18 protein-coding genes and 1 other RNA gene are annotated in these 20,457 nt (G+C 72.2%); 14 read left to right on the forward strand and 5 right to left on the reverse strand.

What is annotated here, in order from left to right; genetic code table 11:
• The first annotated feature begins 254 nt into the window (after positions 1-254).
• Complete coding sequence (locus tag KO717_RS22470; protein WP_301370699.1) at positions 255-2,018, forward strand: serine/threonine-protein kinase; 1,764 nt, start codon at positions 255-257, stop codon at positions 2,016-2,018.
• A 160-nt stretch (positions 2,019-2,178) separates the two neighbouring features.
• The gene (locus KO717_RS22475; protein ID WP_301370701.1) at positions 2,179-3,426 is read left to right on the forward strand and encodes a serine/threonine-protein kinase; all 1,248 of its coding nucleotides are present in this window, start codon (positions 2,179-2,181) and stop codon (positions 3,424-3,426) included.
• Positions 3,427-3,603: 177 nt separating this feature from the next.
• On the opposite strand, the gene KO717_RS22480 is transcribed toward KO717_RS22475, so the two are convergent.
• Positions 3,604-4,605 carry an isopenicillin N synthase family dioxygenase gene (locus tag KO717_RS22480; protein ID WP_301370703.1) on the reverse strand — a complete coding sequence of 334 codons (1,002 nt, stop codon included), beginning with the start codon at positions 4,603-4,605 and terminating at the stop codon, positions 3,604-3,606.
• 316 nt (positions 4,606-4,921) lie between these two features.
• Between KO717_RS22480 and prfB the strand changes: the two genes are divergently transcribed.
• On the forward strand, positions 4,922-6,031 hold the full coding sequence (gene prfB, locus KO717_RS22485) for a peptide chain release factor 2 (protein WP_030011326.1): 1,110 nt from the start codon (positions 4,922-4,924) through the stop codon (positions 6,029-6,031).
• A 121-nt stretch (positions 6,032-6,152) separates the two neighbouring features.
• Here prfB and KO717_RS22490 read toward each other — a convergent pair whose 3' ends face one another.
• Positions 6,153-6,344: a hypothetical protein gene (locus KO717_RS22490; RefSeq protein WP_301370705.1), complete on the reverse strand. Its 192-nt coding sequence runs from the start codon at positions 6,342-6,344 to the stop codon at positions 6,153-6,155.
• 235 nt (positions 6,345-6,579) lie between these two features.
• Between KO717_RS22490 and ftsE the strand changes: the two genes are divergently transcribed.
• The 5 genes from ftsE to ssrA all read left to right on the forward strand — a co-directional run bounded on the left by ftsE (position 6,580) and on the right by ssrA (position 10,491).
• The gene (ftsE, locus tag KO717_RS22495) at positions 6,580-7,269 is read left to right on the forward strand and encodes a cell division ATP-binding protein FtsE (RefSeq protein WP_030011324.1); all 690 of its coding nucleotides are present in this window, start codon (positions 6,580-6,582) and stop codon (positions 7,267-7,269) included.
• A 17-nt stretch (positions 7,270-7,286) separates the two neighbouring features.
• Complete coding sequence (gene ftsX / locus KO717_RS22500; protein WP_301370712.1) at positions 7,287-8,258, forward strand: permease-like cell division protein FtsX; 972 nt, start codon at positions 7,287-7,289, stop codon at positions 8,256-8,258.
• A 67-nt stretch (positions 8,259-8,325) separates the two neighbouring features.
• A complete protein-coding gene (locus tag KO717_RS22505; RefSeq protein WP_301370714.1) occupies positions 8,326-9,516 on the forward strand; it encodes a S41 family peptidase in 1,191 nt (396 codons plus the stop codon).
• A gap of 18 nt (positions 9,517-9,534) precedes the next feature.
• A complete protein-coding gene (gene smpB / locus KO717_RS22510) occupies positions 9,535-10,020 on the forward strand; it encodes an SsrA-binding protein SmpB (RefSeq protein ID WP_301370715.1) in 486 nt (161 codons plus the stop codon).
• An 82-nt stretch (positions 10,021-10,102) separates the two neighbouring features.
• Positions 10,103-10,491: a transfer-messenger RNA gene (ssrA, locus tag KO717_RS22515) on the forward strand.
• Between the two features lie 55 nt (positions 10,492-10,546).
• Here ssrA and KO717_RS22520 read toward each other — a convergent pair.
• The 3 genes from KO717_RS22520 to KO717_RS22530 are packed head-to-tail and all read right to left on the reverse strand — an operon-like array spanning position 10,547 to position 12,369.
• Positions 10,547-10,804: a Txe/YoeB family addiction module toxin gene (locus tag KO717_RS22520; RefSeq protein WP_301370716.1), complete on the reverse strand. Its 258-nt coding sequence runs from the start codon at positions 10,802-10,804 to the stop codon at positions 10,547-10,549.
• Entirely contained in the window at positions 10,801-11,076 is a 276-nt protein-coding gene (locus KO717_RS22525; RefSeq protein ID WP_030010371.1) for a type II toxin-antitoxin system Phd/YefM family antitoxin, read from the reverse strand. The genes KO717_RS22520 and KO717_RS22525 overlap by 4 nt, the downstream gene beginning before the upstream one ends.
• Before the next feature lie 36 nt (positions 11,077-11,112).
• A complete protein-coding gene (locus tag KO717_RS22530; protein ID WP_301374670.1) occupies positions 11,113-12,369 on the reverse strand; it encodes an MFS transporter in 1,257 nt (418 codons plus the stop codon).
• A 94-nt stretch (positions 12,370-12,463) separates the two neighbouring features.
• Between KO717_RS22530 and KO717_RS22535 the strand changes: the two genes are divergently transcribed.
• From KO717_RS22535 to KO717_RS22560, 6 genes are all read left to right on the forward strand, one after another.
• Positions 12,464-13,429, forward strand: a complete 966-nt coding sequence (locus KO717_RS22535; protein ID WP_301370718.1) for a LysR family transcriptional regulator — start codon at positions 12,464-12,466, stop codon at positions 13,427-13,429.
• Positions 13,430-13,525: 96 nt separating this feature from the next.
• Positions 13,526-14,896: a nitrate/nitrite transporter gene (locus KO717_RS22540; protein ID WP_301370719.1), complete on the forward strand. Its 1,371-nt coding sequence runs from the start codon at positions 13,526-13,528 to the stop codon at positions 14,894-14,896.
• Between the two features lie 95 nt (positions 14,897-14,991).
• On the forward strand, positions 14,992-16,167 hold the full coding sequence (locus KO717_RS22545) for a uroporphyrinogen-III synthase (protein WP_301370720.1): 1,176 nt from the start codon (positions 14,992-14,994) through the stop codon (positions 16,165-16,167).
• Positions 16,168-16,176: 9 nt separating this feature from the next.
• The gene (locus tag KO717_RS22550) at positions 16,177-16,725 is read left to right on the forward strand and encodes a GNAT family N-acetyltransferase (RefSeq protein WP_301370722.1); all 549 of its coding nucleotides are present in this window, start codon (positions 16,177-16,179) and stop codon (positions 16,723-16,725) included.
• 327 nt (positions 16,726-17,052) lie between these two features.
• Positions 17,053-17,625 carry a CGNR zinc finger domain-containing protein gene (locus tag KO717_RS22555; RefSeq protein WP_301370723.1) on the forward strand — a complete coding sequence of 191 codons (573 nt, stop codon included), beginning with the start codon at positions 17,053-17,055 and terminating at the stop codon, positions 17,623-17,625.
• Between the two features lie 103 nt (positions 17,626-17,728).
• On the forward strand, positions 17,729-20,035 hold the full coding sequence (locus KO717_RS22560; protein ID WP_301370725.1) for a HelD family protein: 2,307 nt from the start codon (positions 17,729-17,731) through the stop codon (positions 20,033-20,035).
• Positions 20,036-20,457 lie beyond the last annotated feature (422 nt).

A 20,457-nucleotide genomic window follows, 5' to 3' on the forward strand; every position in this document is an offset into this window, starting at 1 on the left:
ACACGCCCGGCACCCGGCAACAAATGATCTTGATGTGCCGGGACCCGGACCGGACCCCGGTCGGATCCGGACACCAAGGCGGCCGAAGACGGGGAAAATCGCCTCCGGCATACCCCGCAAACATCACCCTCCGTACATATGTGCGGCAACCAACCTCCGCGGACCGGCGTCTTCCCGGGGGACACCCCCTAGAGTGGGCCGGAAAACCAATCAGCGGATCGACCACATCCGACGACAGCAGGGGAGCGCGAGACGTGCGGCCAGTCGGCAGCAAATACCTGCTCGAGGAGCCGCTCGGGCGCGGCGCCACGGGCACTGTCTGGCGTGCCCGCCAGAGGGAGGCCGCCGGCGCGGAGGCAGCCGTCGCGGGGCAGCCCGGAGAGACCGTGGCCATCAAGGTCCTCAAGGAGGAGCTGGCCCAGGATCCCGACATCGTCATGCGCTTCCTGCGGGAGCGCTCGGTCCTGCTGCGCCTGACCCACCCCAACATCGTGCGCACCCGCGACCTCGTCGTCGAGGGTGATCTGCTGGCCCTGGTCATGGACCTGATCGACGGCCCGGACCTGCACCGGTACCTCCGCGAGAACGGCCCCTTCACCCCCGTCGCCGCGAGCCTGCTGACCGCCCAGATCGCCGACGCCCTCGCCGCCAGCCACGCCGACGGAGTGGTCCACCGCGACCTGAAGCCGGCCAACGTGCTGCTCGACGAGCGCGGCGGACAGATGAAGCCGATGCTCACCGACTTCGGCATCGCCCGCCTCGCCGACTCCCCGGGCCTGACCCGCACCCACGAGTTCGTCGGCACCCCGGCCTACGTCGCCCCCGAGTCCGCCGAGGGCCGCCCGCAGACCTCCGCCGTCGACATCTACGGCGCCGGCATCCTCCTGTACGAGCTGCTCACCGGCCGCCCGCCGTTCGCCGGCGGCACCGCGCTCGAAGTGCTCCACCGCCACCTCAGCGAGGACCCGCAGCGGCCCTCGACGGTGCCCGAGCCGCTGTGGACGGTCATCGAGCGCTGCCTGCGCAAGGAGCCGAACGAGCGCCCCAGCGCCGAGAGCCTGGCCCGCGGACTGCGCGTGGTGGCCTCCGGCATCGGCGTGCACTCCTCGGCCGCCGAGGTGGAGGCCGCGCTCGGCGTGGGCGCACTGCTCGCCCCCGACCCCTCGCCGGCCCCGGTCCCCGAGACCCCCGACGCCGGCGCGGGCGCGTACGACCCGAACGCCATGACGAGCGTCATGCCGCCGGTCGGCGCGGCCGACGCCACCTCGGTGCTGCCCATGGGGTCTCCCCGGCCCGGAGGGCCAGGGGAAACGGCGGGCCCCGGGGCGGCCGACCCGACCTCGGTGATGCCCCCGGTGCAGCGGCCCGACTCGCCGCACCCGTGGCAGTCGCAGATGCAGGCCGCCCGGGACCGCAACGAGCAGACGCAGGTCCAGTACCTGGACCCGAACGAGGACCCGCTGCGCCGCCGTCCGCAGCGGCAGGCGCCCCCGCCGCCGCAGCACCGGCCCCAGCAGCCGCCGCAGTACCGGCAGGGCCCGCCGCCCCCGCAGCAGCAGTACCAGCAGCCTCAGCAGCCGCAGTACCGCCAGCCGCAGCAGCCGCCTCAGCAGCAGTACGCGCCGCCCCCGCCGCCGCAGCACTACCAGCCGCAGCAGCACCAGCCCCAGCCGTACCAGCAGCAGCCTCAGCCGCAGCAGCCCCAGTACCGCCAGCCCCAGCCGCAGCAGCAGCCCCCGCAGCCCCCGCCGCAGCAGCGGCCGGCCCCCCGGGAGCCGCGCGAGCCGCGCCGCCGCAGCGCCAACCCGGTGCGGATCCCCGGCCTCGGCTGCCTCAAGGGCTGCCTGGTGCTGATCCTGCTGTTCTTCGTGGCGGGCTGGCTCGTCTGGGAGTTCAGCGGGCTCCAGGAATGGGTCGGCACCGGCAAGGGCTGGTGGGACCAGCTGTGGAGCTGGGGCACCGGCGTCGTCGACTGGGTCAGTGCCATAGGGGACTCCACGGGCTCCACCAAGCCCTGAGACGAGCCCCCGTAGCTCCGACTTCGTGGATTTGTCGACTTCTGGGACATGATTTCGCTCGCAGAAGTGAAGGTCGCCGCGAATCCGGCCCCCTGCTGGCCTCCAATGCCCACCCGGCCGCGTAGCTTTGGTGCGTACGCCAGCCGCTGAGGGAGCAGTCGTGGCACGGAAGATCGGCAGCCGGTACACCGCGCACCAGATCCTGGGGCGCGGCAGCGCAGGCACGGTGTGGCTGGGCGAGGGGCCTGACGGGCCCGTCGCCGTCAAACTGCTGCGCGAGGACCTCGCGTCCGACCAGGAACTCGTCGGACGGTTCGTCCAGGAGCGCAGCGCGCTGCTCGGCCTGGAGCATCCGCACGTCGTGTCCGTCCGCGACCTCGTCGTGGACGGCAACGACCTCGCCCTCGTCATGGACCTCGTCCGCGGTACGGACCTGCGCACGCGACTCGACCGCGAACGGCGGCTCGCCCCCGAGGCGGCCGTGGCGATCGTCGCGGACGTCGCCGACGCGCTGGCCGCGGCGCACGCGGCGGGCGTCGTCCACCGGGACGTCAAGCCGGAGAACGTCCTGCTGGACATGCAGGGCCGGCTCGGCCCCGGCGGCTCGCACCCGGCGCTGCTGACCGACTTCGGCGTGGCCAAGCTGATCGACTCCCCGCGGCGGGCCGCCACGGGCCGCGCCTCGGCCCCGACGACCCGGATCATCGGCACCCCGGACTACCTGGCGCCGGAGATCGTCGAGGGCCTGCCCCCGCGGGCCGCGGTGGACATATACGCCCTGGCCACGGTCCTGTACGAGCTGCTGGCCGGCTTCACGCCCTTCGGCGGGGGCCACCCGGGCGCGGTCCTGCGGCGGCACGTGACGGAGACGGTGGTCCCGCTGCCCGGGATCCCCGACGAGCTGTGGCAGCTCATCGTGCAGTGCCTGGCCAAGGCCCCGGCCTCGCGGCTGCGGGCCTCGGAGCTGTCGGTCCGGCTGCGGGACCTGCTGCCGATGCTGGCCGGGATGCCGCCACTGGACGTGGACGAGCCGGACGACGCCGATCCGGACCCCGAGCCCTCGGAGGAACCGGCGGCCGACCCGGTCCGGCGGCGGGGCGTGGTCCCGCTCGTGCCGGGCTCCGCGACCGACTCCAACCGGGACACCCATACCTCGATGCGCGTGCCGGGGCCGGACGAGCTGGCGGGCGGGGCGCTGGGCACCGCCCGCGTCCCGCGCCCGGCGGGCGGCCACCGCCCCGGCTCCGCCCGCCACCGCGCGGAGGCGGCCCGCAAGCGCCGCCTGGTCCTCTCGGCGTCGGCCCTGGGCCTGGCCGCGGCGATCGGTCTGGGCACGTGGCTGGCCGTCTCGGGCGACGAGGCCCCGCCCCCGCAGGACAGCAAGCAGTCGGTCCCCGCGAAGCGCTAGCCGCCGGGTGCGGCGCCGCGGTCGGGGGGACCGCCCCCGAACCCCCGGTCCTCAAACGCCGGAGGGGCTGAAACAGCGGGGCTCCGCCCCGAACCCCGGTCCTCAAACGCCGGACGGGCTGGAAAATCCAGCCCCGCCGGCGTTTGAGGCGCGGGTCCGGGCAGAGCCCCGGGACGGCTACACCGAGGCCAGTTCCGGGTGCCAGCGCCGCGCCACCGCGGGGTGGGCACGGACCCAGCCCTTCAGTTCGTTGCGGCCGTACTGGGCGTGCAGCGGGTTCGACTCGTCGTGCGCGACACCCGGCGCGGAGCGCAGGTAATCGCCCGGGACGGTCTCGATCACCGCGTCCAGCCGCGGGTTGTAGAAGAACGGCACCGAGTACCGCTCCACCGCGCCGGGCGGGCTGACCACCCGGTGGTCCGTCGCCGTCAGGTAGCCCTCGGTCGCTATCTCCAGCAGCTCGCCCAGGTTCACCACGAAGGCGCCCGGCATCGGCGGTACGTCCACGTAACCGCCGTCGCGCACCACCTGGAGGCCGCCCACCGAGTCCTGCAGCAGGAGCGTCAGGAAGCCGTAGTCCTTGTGCGCGCCGACCCCCTGGTCGGCGCCGGAGGGGGCGGATCCCGGGTAGCGGATCAGCTTGGTGTGCAGGTGCGGGCGGTCCGCGAAGGCCTCGTCGAAGAAGTCCGCCGGGGCGCCGATCGCCACGAGGAGCTCCTGGAGCAGGCGGTGGGCGACCGCCGCGAGCCGGGACTGCCAGTCCAGGACCACCGTGCGGAGCTCCGGGAGGGCGGCGGGCCACTGGTTCGGGCCCTCCAGCCACAGGAACGCCGGGTCGTCCGGCCCCACGACCGGCGCCGGGCGTTCCGCGCCGACGTCCAGCTGGTCCCGCCAGTCGGAGGAGCCGCCCGTCAGCTCGTGGCCGATCCGGGTGTAGCCACGGAAGTGCGGGGAGTTCAGATTGCTGACGGCGAGCCGGTCGGCTTCCGGGAGGGCGAAGAAGGCCCTGGTCAGCTCAAGGATGCGGGCGCTCTCGGCGGCGGTGACGCCGTGCCCGGTCAGGTGCAGGAAACCGGTGTCCCTGGCGGCTGCGTGCAGCTTCTTCAGGAAATCGGCCCGCTGGGCCGGGTCGTCGGCCTGGGAAAGGTCCAGGACGGGGAGAGTGTGCGCGGACGGCATGACGGCTCCGTTTCGGATGTCACGGGGTCCTGTTCCCCAGAGGTGGTGGGGGCCGCGGGCGGGGGGAGGGTCTCCGACAGGGGTGGTGCCGGGACCACGGGGGCCGCGTACAGGACCAAGTCGGATCGTGGTGGATCAGGCTTGGGTTCGGTCCGGCGGCGGACAGCTCGTCGTCGTGACACGCATGTGGTCGACATGGCGGCGCTTGACGAGGAGAACGGTCATACGGAGAGGGTACGCCCGTACGATCCATCATCAGAACGGGTGATTCGGCCTGCCCGGACGGCGTTGTCCGGGGACCGGCTACGCTGGACCCGTGGCAGTCGTCGATGTTTCCGAAGAGCTGAAGTCCCTCTCCTCGACCATGGGGTCGATCGAGGCCGTCCTGGACCTCGACAAGCTGAGGGCAGATATCGCCGTGCTCGAGGAGCAGGCCGCCGCGCCGTCCCTGTGGGACGACCCGGAGGCCGCCCAGAAGATCACGAGCAAGCTTTCGCACCTCCAGGCGGAGGTCCGGAAGACCGAAACGCTGCGGGGGCGCATCGACGACCTCGGGGTGCTCTTCGACCTCGCCCAGGAGATGGACGACGCGGACACCCTGGCCGAGGCCGAGGCCGAGCTGGTCTCCGTCCGCAAGGCGCTGGACGAGATGGAGGTCCGGACCCTGCTCTCCGGCGAGTACGCCGAGCGCGAGGCCCTGGTCAACATCCGTGCCGAGGCCGGCGGCGTCGACGCCTCCGACTTCGCCGAGCGCCTGCAGCGCATGTACCTGCGCTGGGCCGAGCGGCACGGCTACTCGACCGAGATCTACGAGACCTCGTACGCGGAAGAGGCCGGCATCAAGTCGACCACCTTCGTCGTCAAGGCCCCGTACGCCTACGGAACGCTCTCCGTCGAGCAGGGCACCCACCGCCTCGTGCGCATCTCGCCCTTCGACAACCAGGGCCGCCGCCAGACCTCCTTCGCGGGCGTCGAGGTGCTCCCGGTCGTGGAGACCAGCGACCACGTCGAGATCGACGAGGCCGAGCTGCGCGTCGACGTGTACCGCGCCTCCGGCCCCGGCGGCCAGGGCGTCAACACCACCGACTCGGCGGTCCGCATCACGCACCTGCCGACCGGCATCGTCGTCTCCTGCCAGAACGAGCGCTCGCAGATCCAGAACAAGGCGAGCGCCATGAACGTCCTCCAGGCCAAGCTGCTGGAGCGGCGCCGCCAGGAGGAGAAGGACAAGATGGACGCTCTCAAGGACGGCGGCAGCTCCTGGGGCAACCAGATGCGGTCCTACGTCCTGCACCCGTACCAGATGGTCAAGGACCTGCGGACGGAGTTCGAGGTCGGCAACCCGCAGGCGGTGCTCGACGGCGAGATCGACGGCTTCCTGGAGGCCGGGATCCGCTGGCGCAAGCAGCAGGAGCAGACCGCGTAACCCCCCCCAGCACACGCGCACGCACGGAAGGGCCCGGACACCAGGTGTCCGGGCCCTTCCGTGCGTGTGATCGGTACGTGGCACGGGAGCTGCCGCGGGCCGGGCACCGTGGCCGGGCGGTCTAGGCGGTGTGCTGGGCCACCAGTACCAGAGCTGTCACGAGGATCACCATGAGCACGATGAGCGTCACGGGGTTCAGGCCGGAGAAGGGGCCCTCCTGCTGGAGGCGCTCCCGGTTCGCCCGGCACACCGGGCAGCGGCCCTGGCTGACGGGTGCGGCGCAGTTCGCGCACACGAGCCGGTCATATGTCATGCGCTCCTCCTCTCGTCCCCTCGGTCTTCTGCTGCCTATAACGGCGTGGGGAACCGGAGCGTTCCCCCTACCACTGTGCCAGCTTCGCCGACATTCGGCGCGGCCCGTCCGGGCAATCGCGGTCCTGGGCGCCCGCACCCCGGGATAAAACGGGCAAGTCCGGAGGCAGGGTCCACACCTCGCGCCCGTTCGCGTATGGTCACGCACACCTACTCCCGGCGACCGTGGTGCACCCGTGATCCGATTCGACAGTGTCTCCAAGTCCTACCCGAAGCAGAGCCGACCCGCACTCAGAGAAGTCTCCCTCGACATCGCGAAGGGCGAGTTCGTCTTCCTGGTCGGCTCCTCCGGCTCCGGCAAGTCCACCTTCCTGCGGCTCATCCTGCGCGAGGAGCGGGCGAGCCACGGCCAGGTGCACGTCCTGGGCAAGGACCTCGCGAAGCTCTCCAACTGGAAGGTTCCGCAGATGCGGCGCCAGCTGGGGACCGTCTTCCAGGACTTCCGCCTGCTCCCCAACAAGACGGTGGCCGAGAACGTGGCCTTCGCCCAGGAAGTCATCGGCAAGCCCCGCGGCGAGATCCGCAAGGCCGTCCCGCAGGTCCTCGAACTCGTGGGTCTGGGCGGGAAGGAGGAGCGGATGCCCGGCGAGCTCTCCGGCGGTGAGCAGCAGCGCGTGGCCATCGCCCGCGCCTTCGTCAACCGCCCCGCCCTGCTGATCGCGGACGAGCCCACCGGCAACCTCGACCCGCAGACCTCGGTCGGGATCATGAAGCTGCTGGACCGGATCAACCGGACCGGCACCACCGTGATCATGGCCACCCACGACCAGCAGATCGTCGACCAGATGCGCAAGCGCGTCATCGAACTCGAACAGGGCCGACTCGTGCGCGACCAGTCGCGCGGCGTCTACGGCTACCAGCACTGAAAGGTCCCTGAGACGCAATGCGCGCCCAGTTCGTCATGTCGGAGATCGGCGTCGGCCTCCGTCGCAATCTCACCATGACCTTCGCGGTCATCATCTCGGTGGGCCTGTCCCTGGCCCTGTTCGGTGGCTCCATGCTCATGAGCGAGCAGGTGAGCAAGATGAAGGGCTACTGGTACGACAAGGCCAACGTCTCGATCTACCTCTGCAACAAGCAGGACGCCGTCGAGGCGAGCGAGGCCGCCGCCAAGAAGGCCGACGGCTCGGGGGCGGCCTCCACGGGCGTCACCACCTGCGCCAAGGGCGCGGTGACCGACGAGCAGAAGAAGCAGATCGAGTCCGAGCTCAAGCAGATGTCCCTGGTGAAGTCCGTCGCCTACGAGTCGGCGGACGAGGCGTACAAGCACTACCAGGAGCGGTTCGGGAACACGGCGCTCGCCTCCTCCATCACCCCGGACCAGATGCAGGAGTCCTTCCGGGTCAAGCTGAAGGACCCGGAGAAGTACAAGGTCGTCACCTCCGCCTTCGTCGGCCGCGACGGCATCCACACCGTCGACGACCAGCGCCAGGCCATCGACGACCTCTTCCGGATCCTCAACTACCTGAACATCGCGGCGCTCGCCATCATGCTGATCATGCTGATCGTGGCGCTGCTGCTGATCGTCAACACGGTGCGCGTCTCGGCCTTCAGCCGACGGCGTGAGACCGGGATCATGCGGCTCGTGGGTGCCTCCAGCTTCTACATCCAGGTCCCCTTCATCATGGAGGCGGCCGTCGCCGGCCTCATCGGCGCGCTCTTCGCCTGCGGCATGCTGGTCTCCGGCCAGTACTTCGTGATCGACCACGGCGTCGGACTGCGGGACAAGATCCAGCTCATCGACTTCATGGGCTGGGGATCGGTGCTGGCCAAGCTTCCGTACGTCCTCTTCATCGGCCTCCTGATGCCCTCCATGGCCGCCTTCATCGCCCTGCGCAAGTACCTGAAGGTGTGACAAGCGCCCCGCGAGCGGTCCGGTCAACCACCCGTACCGGCGCGGGGCTTGTCCTAGACTCGGCGCCATGCCGGGCTTGCCGAGTGTTCCCGCCTTCTGTCTGCGGCCCCGCGACCTGCGTCGCGGGGCCGTTCTGACGATCGCCTTCCTCACCGCCGTAGGCGCCGGCGCCTACACCGGCTGCTGGGACCGCGAGGAGGGCGCCGCGGCCGCCGCGGCCCTGGCCGGCGCCCCCGCGGCCGAGCCCCCGCGCGAGGCGGGCACAGCCGACCGGGAGGCCGTCGCCCGCGCCGTCGCCGAGGCCGTCGCCGAGGGGAAGTCCGGCAAGAAGGCGGCCCAGGAGGTCGTCAGCCGCAGCGGCGACCGCTGGGGCACCGTCTACGACCAGGGCGAGTACGCCGCCTTCGCCGAGGGCCTCGACGGCCGCTGGACCGGCGTCGGAGTGTGGGCCGGGCGGGCCCCCGACGGCATGATCAAGGTCGACAAGGTCCAGCCCGGCAGCCCCGCCGCCCGCGCCGGACTGCGCGCCGGGGACCGGCTGCTGAGCGTCGACGGGCACGCCGTGACCGGCCTCGCCGTGCCCGCCGTGGTCGCCCTGCTGCGGGGCGACGCGGGTACCCCCGTCGTGCTGAACCTGAGCCGGGACGGCGCCGACCTCACCGAGACCGTGCGCCGCGAGCAGCTGCGCACCGAGCCGGTGACCGTACGGCAGCGCCCGGACGGGGTCACGGTCATCAAGGTCGTCTCCTTCACCCGCGGTTCCGGCGACCGCGTCAAGGCCGCCGTCCGCGCTGCCCCGCCCGGCGAGGGGGTCGTGCTCGACCTGCGCGGCAACCCGGGCGGGCTGGTCACCGAGGCGGTCACCGCCGCCTCCGCCTTCCTCGACGGCGGGCTCGTGGCCACGTACGACGTACGGGGCGACCAGCGGGTCCTGTACGCGGCCGAGGGCGGGGACACCACCCGGCCGCTGGTGGCCCTGGTCGACGGCGGCACGATGAGCGCGGCCGAGCTGGTGACGGGCGCCCTGCAGGACCGGGGCCGGGCGGTGGCGGTGGGCAGCCGGACCTTCGGCAAGGGCTCGGTGCAGATGCCGACCGAGCTCCCGGACGGCTCGGTGGCCGAGCTGACGGTGGGCACGTACCGCACGCCGGCGGGCCGCAGCCTGGACGGCGCCGGCATCACCCCGGACGTGCCGGCGGGCGAGGCGGTCGAAGAGCGGGCCGTCACGGTATTGGGTGGCCTCGGGGTGGGTCCGTAGTGCGAAAATGACCGCACTATGGCTAAGGAAAAAGGGCGCAAGCTGATCGCCCAGAACAAGAAGGCGCGTCACGACTACGCGATCCTCGACACCTACGAGTGCGGTCTCGTGCTCACCGGCACCGAGGTCAAGTCCATGCGCCAGGGCCGGGCCTCGCTGGTGGACGGCTTCGTGTCGGTGGAGAGCGGGGAAGCCTGGCTCTACAACGTGCACGTGCCGGAGTACAGCCAGGGCACCTGGACCAACCACAGCGCCCGGCGCAAGCGCAAGCTCCTCATGCACCGCGAGGAGATCGACAAGCTGGAGCGCAAGGCGGACGAGTCGGGTCACACGATCGTGCCGCTGTCGCTGTACTTCAAGGACGGCCGGGCGAAGATCGAGATCGCGCTGGCCAAGGGCAAGAAGGAGTACGACAAGCGGCAGACCATGCGGGAGAAGCAGGACACCCGCGAGACGAACCGGACGATCTCGGCCATCCGTCGCAAGCAGCGCGGCACGGTTTAATCACCTGGCACGCGGTGGTCGACTTCGCGTACCATGGCGTCAGCACCGCCCCCCGGGGTGGAGCACTTTGTTAAAAAAACATGGGGATGATCGGTTTCGACAGCGGATGTCGATGCAGGGGAAGCGAGCCGAGGAAGCGGCAATGATCTCGCTAACCATATGTCGCAAACAATAATCGCCAACTCCAAGAGCGATAACTCCCGCTTCACCCTCGCTGCCTAATAACAGTGAGCTGAAGCCTCTGTGAGGAGCGTCAGCCCGGAAGTGGTCCCGGTCCGGATCCTGGCGTCAATTAGGGATCTAAACCTCTAGCCCCGGTCACGGGGGTTGGAGGGAAACCAAACAGTGACTGAGCCCGTCGGAGACTTGTCCGTGTGATCTCCGGGGCTGAGAAAAGCGCAGCGGACTGCGCTCGGAGAAGCCCTGCTTCTGCACCGTTGGACGCGGGTTCGATTCCCGCCATCTCCACTCATCCCATGTGGGCAAAGGCCCCGCGGCCTCTCGGCTGCGGGGCCTTCGTCATGTGTCAGTAGTGGTAGCGGGCCTTGAGGATCTTCACTTCCTTGTCGTCGGCCCGGTACACCAGGCGGTGCTCGTCGTCGATGCGGCGGGACCAGTACCCCGTCAACTCGCCCTTCAGCGGCTCGGGCTTGCCGATGCCGGTGAACGGGTCCCGCTGGATCTCGCCGATCAGGCGGGTGATCCGGCGGGCCATCTTCCGGTCCGATGCGAGCCAGAACAGGAAGTCCTCCCAGGCGGCGGGGTCGAAGTGAACGCTCCTCACTCCTCGCCCCCGGCCAGCTCCCTCAGCTCGTCCAGCGTCCTGACGACCGTGGAAGCGCCCTCGCGATCGCGTGCGACGGCCTCCATCAACCGCTGTGCGTTGGCGGGGGAGCGCAGCAGGTAGACGGTCTCCTGCCAGGAGTCGTAGTCGTCGGCGGACATGAGGACCGCGTCACCGCTCTTGGAGGTGATGCGCACCGGGGCGTGGTCGGTGTTGACACGCTCGATCAGCGGGAACAGGGTCGCCCTGGCTTCGCTGGCGCTTATGGACATGCTGCGCTCCTCACTCCGGGTCGTACTCGTACGAGTCTATGGTACGTCTCCGGTACCGGAAAGCGGTACGACTTTCGTGGCGGCGAGTGCGACGAGGGCCGCCGCGGCCGGGAGGGCGTAGGCCGTCGACGGACCCAGGTGGTCGACCAGGGAGCCGGCCGCGGCCGCGCCCAGGGCGATGCCCGCGAAGATGGCGGTGACCGCGAGGGTCATGCCCTCGTTGAGGCGGCCCTCCGGGGTGAGGGAGTGGACCCGGGACATCGCCGTCACCATCGTCGGAGCCGTGGCCATGCCCGCCAGCAGCAGCGCGCAGGCCAGCGGGAGGAGCGCGCCCGTGCTCGCCGCGAGCCACGGCAGGGTCATCGCGGCGGCCATGGCGAGCAGGCAGCTGCGCAGGCCGCGCGGGCGCATCGTGCCGTAGAGCAGGCCGGCCGCGCAGGAGCCCGCCGCCTGGAGGGCCAGCACCGGGCCGGAGGCGGCACCCAGGCCCAGGGCGTCGAGATGGGCGATCGAGGAGATCTCCATCGAGCCGAAGACCACACCCGTGGCGAGGAACAGCGGCAGCAGCGGCCCGAGGGCGCGCAGCGGCGAGCCGCGGCGCGGACCGGCCGTCACCGGGGGCTGGGTGGCACGGCAGGAGGTGAAGACCAGCATGCCGGTCAGCAGCAGGACGGCCGCGGTGAGGGTGCCGGCCTCGGGGAGCACGACCGAGCAGAGGAAGGCCGCGAGGACCGGGCCGAGCATGTAGCAGAGCTCGTCGGCGGCCTGTTCGAAGGACATCGCGGTGTGGTGCGCGCCCGGCGAGTCCCGCAGCAGGTGCGTCCAGCGGGCGCGCGACATGCCGCCGATGTTGGGCGTGGTGGCGGTCGCGGCGTACGAGGCGAAGAGGGTCCAGTCGGGGGCGCCGGTCCGGACGCACACGACCAGCGACAGCGAGCCGAGGACCGCGACCAGGGTGGCCGGGACGGCGATCCGGGCCTGGCCGTGCCGGTCGATCAGCCGGGCGGTCCACGGCGCGACCAGCGCGGTGGCGGCCAGGCCGGTCGCCGTGACCGCGCCGGCGAGGGCGTACGAGCCGCGCTGGCCGGCGATCATCATGACCGCGCTGATCCCGAACATGCCCATCGGGAGGCGGGCGAGGAGGTTCCCGGCGGTGAAACCGCGGGTGCCGGGCAGCGCGAACAGGCGCCGGTAGGGGCCCCGCGGGCGCGCGGGAGTACGGGCGGGCGAGGCGGGCGAGGCGGGCGAGGTGGGCGGGGCGGCCAGGACGAGGGTGCTGCCGGTGACGGCCATGAGGGGCATGACCACCACCCTCGGCCGGGACCGGGCGAACCGTCCAACACCTGTCCGGCAGCCATTCACGCCGATCTGTTGTTAGTCTCCGGGGATGACGCCCCGTGATGTGGATCCCCGGCTGCTGCGCGGGTTCGTCGCCGTGGCCGAGGAGTTGCACTTCACCCGCGCCGCCGCCCGGCTGTACGTCGCCCAGCAGGCGCTGAGCCGGGACGTACGGCGGCTCGAAGAGGCCCTCGGCACCACGCTGTTCGTCCGCACGACCCGCGCCGTCGAGCCGACCCCCGACGGGGAGCGGCTGCTGCCGCTGGCCCGGCGGGTGCTCGCCGCGCACGAGGCCGTCGCCGCCGCCTTCTCCGCACCCCGGCCGCTGCTCGTCGACCTCAACACCGACGGGCCGAGCACCGCGCGCACCGTGCTGGAACGGGCCCGGGAGCTGGCCCCGGACTGCGAGCTGATGGCCCGCTGGGAGAGCGGCCTGACCCATGCCGCCGCCGAGATCGCCGCCGGCCGTCTCGACGTCTCCTTCGGGTACGCCGACGGGCTGGACCCGGTGTGGCGCTCGCGTCTCGCGCACCGGCCCGTGCGCTACGAGCCGCTCGCCGTGCTGCTGCCCGAGGGGCACCCGCTGGCCGGGCGGGCGGCCGTACCGCTGGACGCGCTGGCCGGGGAGACCGTGTACGCGGGCGCCGGGAACCCGCGCACCCTGGAGTGGACGGGGCTCGCCCGCGAGCTGTTCGCCGGACGCGGGATCCTGATGGCGCCGCCCGCCCCGGTCGCCATCGGCAAGGACGAGTTCGGCCGGGTCATGGCCAAGACCGGCAATCCGGTGCTGGTGACCGTCGACTTCGTCGACATGCCCGGCTCCGTGAAACGGCCGCTGGTCGACCCCGTACCGCTGTCCCCGCTGTCCATGGTGTGGCGCAAGGGTTTCGGCCACCCCGGACTCGAAGCCCTGCACCGGGCCGTGGCCGGTCTCGGCGGCGAACGCGGCTGGCTGGAAGTGCCCCCGACGAGCTGGCGCCCGGCCGCGCTCACAGGTGCCCCCGGCGGCGGGTGAGAGCAAGGTTTCCCGGCGGTCATCAGGCGGTGACCGGGGCCGAAACGCGCCGTTCCTACGGTCGTGCCACGGACGCGAGAGCTGTGGAGGCGTGTGATGACCGGTACGACCGCACCGCGCAAGGGGGGCCGCTGGATCGAGCAGTGGGATCCCGAGGACGAGACCTTCTGGAAGGAGACCGGGGAACGGACCGCCCGCCGCAACCTCGTCTACTCCGTGTTCTCCGAGCACATCGGGTTCTCCATCTGGTCGCTCTGGTCCGTGATGGTCCTCTTCATGGGACCGGCGTACGGGATCGACCCGGCCGGGAAGTTCTTCCTGATCGCCACCGCGACCTGCGTGGGCGCGCTCGTACGGGTGCCGTACACCTTCGCCGTGGCCCGCTTCGGCGGCCGCAACTGGACCGTCGTCAGCGCGCTGCTGCTGCTCGCGCCGACGGTCGCCGCGATCGTGGTGATGGAGCCCGGGACCTCCTACGGGACCTTCCTGGTCGTCGCGGCCCTCACCGGCGTCGGAGGCGGCAACTTCGCCTCCTCCATGACCAACATCAACGCCTTCTTCCCGCTGCGCAAGAAGGGCTGGGCGCTCGGCCTGAACGCCGGCGGCGGCAACATCGGCGTGCCCGTGGTGCAGCTCGCCGGGCTGCTGGTCATCGCCACCGCCGGGGCCGCGCACCCGCGGTACCTGCTCGCCGCCTACCTCCCGCTGATCGTCATCGCGGCGGTCCTGGCGGCCGTACGCATGGACAACCTGGCGCCCGTGCGCAACGACACCGGCGCGGTCCGCGAGGCACTGAAGGACGCGCACACCTGGATCATGGCGTTCCTCTACATCGGCACGTTCGGGTCGTTCATCGGCTACAGCTTCGCCTTCGGCCTGGTGCTGCAGACCCAGTTCGGCCGCACCCCGCTCCAGGCCGCCTCGCTGACCTTCATGGGACCGCTGCTCGGATCGCTGATCCGGCCGGTGGGCGGGGCGCTCGCGGACCGGTTCGGCGGGGCGCGGATCACCCTGGGGACGTTCGTCGCGATGGCGGCGGCCACCGCAGTCGTGGTGTTCGCCTCGCAGCGGTCCTCGCTGCCGGTCTTCCTCGTCGGCTTCGTGGCCCTGTTCGTCCTGAGCGGGCTCGGCAACGGATCGACGTACAAGATGATCCCGGGCATCTTCCAGGCGAAGGCACTGGCGCGCGGCATGAGCGGCGAGAGCGCGGCCGCGTACGGGCGGCGGCTCTCCGGCGCCTCGATGGGCCTCATCGGAGCGGTCGGCGCACTCGGCGGACTCGGCATCAACCTGGTCTTCCGGGAGGCGTTCCGCACCTCCGGCTCCGGGACGGCGGCCTTCGTCACCTTCCTCGGCTTCTACGCCCTGTGCTGCGCGGTCACCTGGGCGGTATACCTTCGCCGCCCGGTGGCCCCGGTGATCCACACGGTCGGGGTCGAGACGAAACCGCAGCTCACGTCGGTGTAACCGGGGCGAAATACGGGTGAACCGAGTCCGACACGACGTGTGGGCAGACTCGGTCCACCCGTACCGCCCCCACATGCGTCACTAGGCAGGTCACGATGGACGACACGAACACCGGCCCGCTCGCGGGCTTCACCGTCGGGGTCACGGCCGCCCGGCGCGCGGACGAGCTCATCGCGCTGCTGCGCCGTCGCGGGGCGCAGGTGCTGCACGCGCCGGCGCTGCGGATCGTGCCGCTCGCCGACGACAGCGAGCTGCTGGCCGCGACGAAGGAACTGATCGGCTGCGCGCCGGACGTGGTCGTGGCCACCACCGCCATCGGCTTCCGGGGGTGGATCGAGGCGGCCGACGGGTGGGGCGTCGGCGAGGAACTGCTGGAGCGGCTGCGGGCCGCCGAACTGCTGGCGCGCGGGCCGAAGGTGAAGGGCGCCATCCGGGCCGCCGGGCTCGTGGAGACCTGGTCCCCGGACTCGGAATCGCTCGCCGAGGTATTGCAACGGCTGCTGGCGGACGGGGTGGGCGGCCGGCGGATCGCACTCCAGCTGCACGGAGAGCCGCTGCCCGGCTTCGTCGAGGCGCTGCGGGCCGGCGGGGCCGAGGTGGTGGTGGTCCCGGTGTACCGGTGGATGGCGCCGGAGGACCTCGCGCCGCTGGACCGGCTGCTGGACGCGATGATCGGCGGCGGGGTGGACGCCGTCAGCTTCACCTCGGCCCCGGCGGCGGCCTCGCTGCTGTCCCGGGCCGAGGAGCGGGGGCTGCAGGAGGCCGTGCTGGACGCGCTGCGCGGCAGGCTGCTGTCGGCGTGCGTCGGGCCGGTGACCGCGCTGCCGCTGCAGGCGCACGGGGTGGACACGGTGCAGCCGGAACGGTTCCGGCTGGGGCCGCTGGTGCAGTTGCTCTGCCAGGAGCTGCCCGGCCGGGCCCGGGTGCTGCCGGTGGCCGGGCACCGGGTGGAGATCCGGGGGCACGCGGTCCTGGTGGACGCGCACCTGCGGCCCGTACCGCCCGCCGGAATGGCCCTGCTGCGGGCGCTGGCCCGGCGCCCGGGCTGGGTGGTGCCCCGCGCGGAACTGCTGCGGGCACTGCCGGGCGCGGGGCGGGACGAGCACGCGGTGGAGACGGCGATGGCCCGCCTCCGGGTGGCCCTCGGGGTCCCGAACCTGATCCAGACGGTGGTCAAACGGGGGTACCGGCTGTCGCTGGACGCGGGCGGGGAGGCCAAGTACGGGGAACTCCCGGCCGGTTCGGTGACGGCCAGGGGCGTCCTCGGCTAGCGTGCCGGGATGATCATTGACGGGGTGGAGATGAGGGGCGCCGCGCTCGGCGACGCCGCCGGGCTGGCCGAGGCGTTCGCACGGAACCGGGCCTTCATGGCGCGCTACGAGCCGGTCCGGCCGGACGCCTTCTACACGGAGGACGGCCAGCGGGAGCGGCTCGAAGGCGTGCTCGCGGAGCGGGACGCGGGGCGCATCGTCCCGTACGTGTTCGTCGAGACGGCCACGGGTGCGCCCGTCGGCGCGATCAACCTCGGCTCGATCGCGTACGGGCCGCTGTGCAGCGGCGGTCTGGGCTACTGGGTCGACCGGGCCTGGCACGGCAAGGGCCTGGCCACCGCGGCCGTGGAGGAGGTCTGCCGGGTCGCGCGCGACGAGCTGGGCCTGCACCGGGTGGAGGCGGGCACGCTGGTCGACAACCTGGCCTCGCAGCGGGTGCTGACGAAGGCGGGCTTCGAGCGGTTCGGCCTCGCGCCGCGCTACCTCCACATCGACGGCGCCTGGCGCGACCACCGCCTCTTCCAACGCCTCCTGCACGACAACCCTCCGACCGGCTAGCCCCGTGCGCCGTCTGCGGCCCGGCCAGCCTGCTTCGCCGGGCCCCTTGCGGCTGCTCCGGCAATCCTCAGCCTCGCCGGGCCGATCCAGCCTCGCCGGCGTTTGAGGAGGGGGCACCTCCCAGCGGTAGCTGGGGGAGGGTCCGGGCGGAGCCCGGTGCCCGGCGGAGCCGGGTTTCCTGGGGCTCCGCCCCAGACCCCGCGCCTCAAACGCCGGCGAGGCTGGATGCGCGCGAGCGGGAGGGCGGACCCACCGGTTCGGGGGCTTCCGCTGTGACCCGCCGGGCGGCAATCTGGTACGGCACCCCCACGACGGGAGGCTGACGGCATGCGGTTCGATTCCGGGCGGGTCTGTCTGGACCTGGTGGCAACCTTCGCCCCCCACGAGGGGATCCCGGACGGTGACGAGCTGCGGCTGTGGCTCGCCGGCGCCGGCCTGGTACCCGACCGGACGCCGCTCGTCCGGGTGGGGCCCGACTGGGCAGCGGCCTTCCGGTCCCTGCGCGCCGACGTGGAAACCCTCGTACGGGCGGAACTGCTCGGCACCGACACGGACGAGCACGCCCTCGCCCGGGTCAACGCGCTGGCAGCCGGACCACCCCCGGGACTGTGCGCCGTACGGGACCAGGAGGGCCACCTCGTACGGGAGTTGTGCGGCGGCGTGGAGTGCGGTGCGCTGCTCGCGGCCGTCGCCCGGGACGCCGTCGAGCTGCTGACCGACCCCGGCGACCGGGCGCTGCTGCGGGCCTGCGCGGGCGACGGCTGCACCCACGTCTACCTGGACACCTCCCGGGGCCACCGCCGCCGCTGGTGCTCCAGCGAGCGCTGCGGGAACCGGGAGCGCGTGGCCCGGCACCGCCGCCGGGCCCTGGCGGCCGGGGCGGGGCAAGGGTCCCGGTGAGGGGCGTACCACCCTGCGAGACCGGTTCCGGAACGGGCGTGCGGACAGGGGGCCGATTCGCGTACCTTTGACGGTCGCCCATGCACGTCAGAAGGGGGCCTTGGTGGCCGCGCAGAATGCCGCTGTCGACAGCACGGCGGATTCCGTCCGCGATCGGGAGATCGCGGTCGAGCAGACGCATCTCGACCAGGTGTACCGACGCCTTGAGGAGAAGATCCACGAGGCCGAGTTCCTCATGAACGACGCCGCCAAGCGCGGCCAGGTGGGCACGCCCGGCGCGCTCGCCGAGCGCGACGCGCAGGTCTTCCGGGCGGGTATCCACCTGAACCGGCTGAACAACGAGTTCGAGGACTTCCTCTTCGGCCGCATCGACCTGGTGCTCGGCAAGGACGGGGAGCGCGGCGCCGACGGCGCGTACACCTCCGTCGAGCCCGCCGACGACGCGATCCGCGAGGACCTCACCGCCGACATCGCCGAGACGCTGCACATCGGCCGCATCGGGGTCCTGGACTCCGACTACGCGCCGCTCGTCATCGACTGGCGTGCGCCGGCCGCCGCGCCGTTCTACCGCTCCACGCCCAAGGAGCCCGGCCGGGTCGTGCGCCGCCGCGTCATCCGTTCCAAGGGCCGCAAGGTGCTGGGCGTCGAGGACGACCTGATGCGTCCCGAGGTCACCGCCTTCCTCGACGGCAGGGAGCTCCCCGCCATCGGCGACGGCGCCCTGATGGCCGCCCTCGGGCGGGCCCGTACGCACTCGATGCGTGACATCGTCTCCTCCATCCAGGCCGAGCAGGACCTGGTCATCCGGGCCCCCGCCGCCTCCGTCGCCGAGGTCGCGGGCGGTCCCGGCACCGGCAAGACCGCCGTCGCCCTGCACCGCGCCGCCTACCTGCTCTACCAGGACCGGCGCCGCTACTCCGGCGGCATCCTGATCGTCTCGCCGACCCCGCTGCTCGTCGCGTACACCGAGGGCGTGCTGCCCTCGCTCGGCGAGGAGGGCCAGGTGGCCATCCGGGCTCTCGGCTCGCTCGTCGACGGCGCGGAGGCCACCACCTACGACTCCCCGGCCGTGGCCCGCATCAAGGGCTCCTCCCGGATGCTCAAGGTGCTCCGCAAGGCCGTACGCGGCGCACTGGAGCTCGGCGGCGCCCCCGACCGGCTGCGCGTGGTGGCCTTCGGCCGCCGCCAGGAGCTGGAGGCCGACGAGCTGAACCGGATCCGGCAGAACGTGCTCAGCGGCACCGCCCCGGTCAACCTGCTGCGCCCGCGTGCCCGCAAGCTGCTGCTCGACGCCCTCTACGCGAAGTCCGGCGGCGCCGGCCGGCACAGCGACCCGGAACTGGCCGCCGAACTGCGCTCCGCCTTCGACGAGGACATCTCCACCGAGGACGCCTTCATCGGTTTCCTCGACGCCTGGTGGCCCGAGCTGACCCCGCGGGCGGTGCTCGCCGCGCTCGCCGACGAGCGCCACCTCGGCCGCTGGTCGCGCCGCGACCTCAACCCGCGCGAGAGCCGCCAGCTGGCCCGCTCGCTGCGCCGGGTGGGCCCGGACGGCAAGGGCCCCCTGTCGGTGCACGACGTGGCGCTGCTGGACGAGCTCCAGCTGCTGCTGGGCGCCCCCGCGCGGCCCAGGCGCAGACGGGAGATGGACCCGCTCGACCAGCTCAGCGGGCTGGAGGAGCTGATGCCGACCCGCGAGGAGACCCAGTGGGAGCGGGCCGAACGGCTCGCGGCGGAGCGCACCGAGTACGCGCACGTCATCGTGGACGAGGCCCAGGACCTGACGCCGATGCAGTGGCGGATGGTGGGCCGCCGCGGCCGGCACGGCACCTGGACGGTGGTCGGCGACCCGGCGCAGTCCTCCTGGACGGATCCGGAGGAGGCCGCCGCGGCCCGCGACGAGGCCCTGGGCTCCCGCCCGCGCCGGCGGTTCACCCTGACGGTCAACTACCGCAACCCGGCCGAGGTCGCCGAGGTCGCCTCCCGGGTGCTGCGCCTGGCGATGCCCGGCATGGAGCCTCCGTCCGCGGTGCGCTCCACGGGCCTGGAGCCCCGCTTCACGGCCGCCGACGGCGATCTGGGCACCGCGGTCCGGGAGGAGACCCGCCGGCTGCTGGAGCAGGTGGACGGCACGGTCGGCGTGGTCGTGGCGATGGACCGGCGCGCGGAGGCCGCGGGCTGGCTCGCGGACCTCGGCGAGCGGGCGGTGGCGCTGGGCAGCCTGGAGGCCAAGGGCCTGGAGTACGACGCCACGGTGGTCGTCTCCCCGGCGGAGATCGCTGACGAGTCCCCGGCGGGCCTGCGGGTGCTGTACGTGGCGCTGACGCGCGCGACGCAGCAGCTGACGGTGGTCTCGGCCGACCGGGACAAGCCCGGCGCGGACGGGGTCCCGGAGCTGCTGCTCCCCTAGGCCGTCTCTTCCGGATCTTGCCGGGCCCGGCCCGGCGGTGGCGGTTCATCGCCGGGGTCCCGGCCCGCTCAGGGCCCCGTACGGCCGGATGGTCGGCGGCCGGGAGCGTGGCGCTCGGATACGAGCGTGAGCAGGGGGATCACTTTCGGCGATCCTTTGTTAGCCTGGGTACGGCACCGACTCGATCCAAGCCCCCGGGCCCAACCTTCGTCGCTCAGAGCGACCACTTGCCGCGAGGCGAGCATGGCGGGTCGGTGTCGTCAACGTATGAATCACCAGGTCCGCGTCCCCCACCAGTGGGGGGCGCGGACCTGTTTCGTATGACCCCACCATTCCGAACCCTCTTGGTATCTCGTATGGTGGAAGAGTCTTTCCGAATTTTGTAGCTGGTTACCTTGTACTGGCTGGTAGGTGGGACGATC

Source organism: Streptomyces xanthophaeus, from assembly GCF_030440515.1.
Lineage (GTDB): Bacteria > Actinomycetota > Actinomycetes > Streptomycetales > Streptomycetaceae > Streptomyces > Streptomyces kutzneri.

What these genes read in the sequence shown, in the direction of transcription:
- KO717_RS22480 (WP_301370703.1), bottom strand. Translation starts at nt 4,605, where the DNA reads ATGCCGTCCGCGCACACTCTCCCCGTCCTGGACCTTTCCCAGGCCGAC.
- KO717_RS22490 (WP_301370705.1), bottom strand. Translation starts at nt 6,344, where the DNA reads ATGACATATGACCGGCTCGTGTGCGCGAACTGCGCCGCACCCGTCAGC.
- ftsX (WP_301370712.1), top strand. Translation starts at nt 7,287, where the DNA reads ATGCGCGCCCAGTTCGTCATGTCGGAGATCGGCGTCGGCCTCCGTCGC.
- KO717_RS22505 (WP_301370714.1), top strand. Translation starts at nt 8,326, where the DNA reads ATGCCGGGCTTGCCGAGTGTTCCCGCCTTCTGTCTGCGGCCCCGCGAC.
- smpB (WP_301370715.1), top strand. Translation starts at nt 9,535, where the DNA reads ATGGCTAAGGAAAAAGGGCGCAAGCTGATCGCCCAGAACAAGAAGGCG.
- KO717_RS22525 (WP_030010371.1), bottom strand. Translation starts at nt 11,076, where the DNA reads ATGTCCATAAGCGCCAGCGAAGCCAGGGCGACCCTGTTCCCGCTGATC.
- KO717_RS22530 (WP_301374670.1), bottom strand. Translation starts at nt 12,369, where the DNA reads ATGGCCGTCACCGGCAGCACCCTCGTCCTGGCCGCCCCGCCCACCTCG.
- KO717_RS22535 (WP_301370718.1), top strand. Translation starts at nt 12,464, where the DNA reads ATGACGCCCCGTGATGTGGATCCCCGGCTGCTGCGCGGGTTCGTCGCC.
- KO717_RS22540 (WP_301370719.1), top strand. Translation starts at nt 13,526, where the DNA reads ATGACCGGTACGACCGCACCGCGCAAGGGGGGCCGCTGGATCGAGCAG.
- KO717_RS22545 (WP_301370720.1), top strand. Translation starts at nt 14,992, where the DNA reads ATGGACGACACGAACACCGGCCCGCTCGCGGGCTTCACCGTCGGGGTC.
- KO717_RS22550 (WP_301370722.1), top strand. Translation starts at nt 16,177, where the DNA reads ATGATCATTGACGGGGTGGAGATGAGGGGCGCCGCGCTCGGCGACGCC.
- KO717_RS22555 (WP_301370723.1), top strand. Translation starts at nt 17,053, where the DNA reads ATGCGGTTCGATTCCGGGCGGGTCTGTCTGGACCTGGTGGCAACCTTC.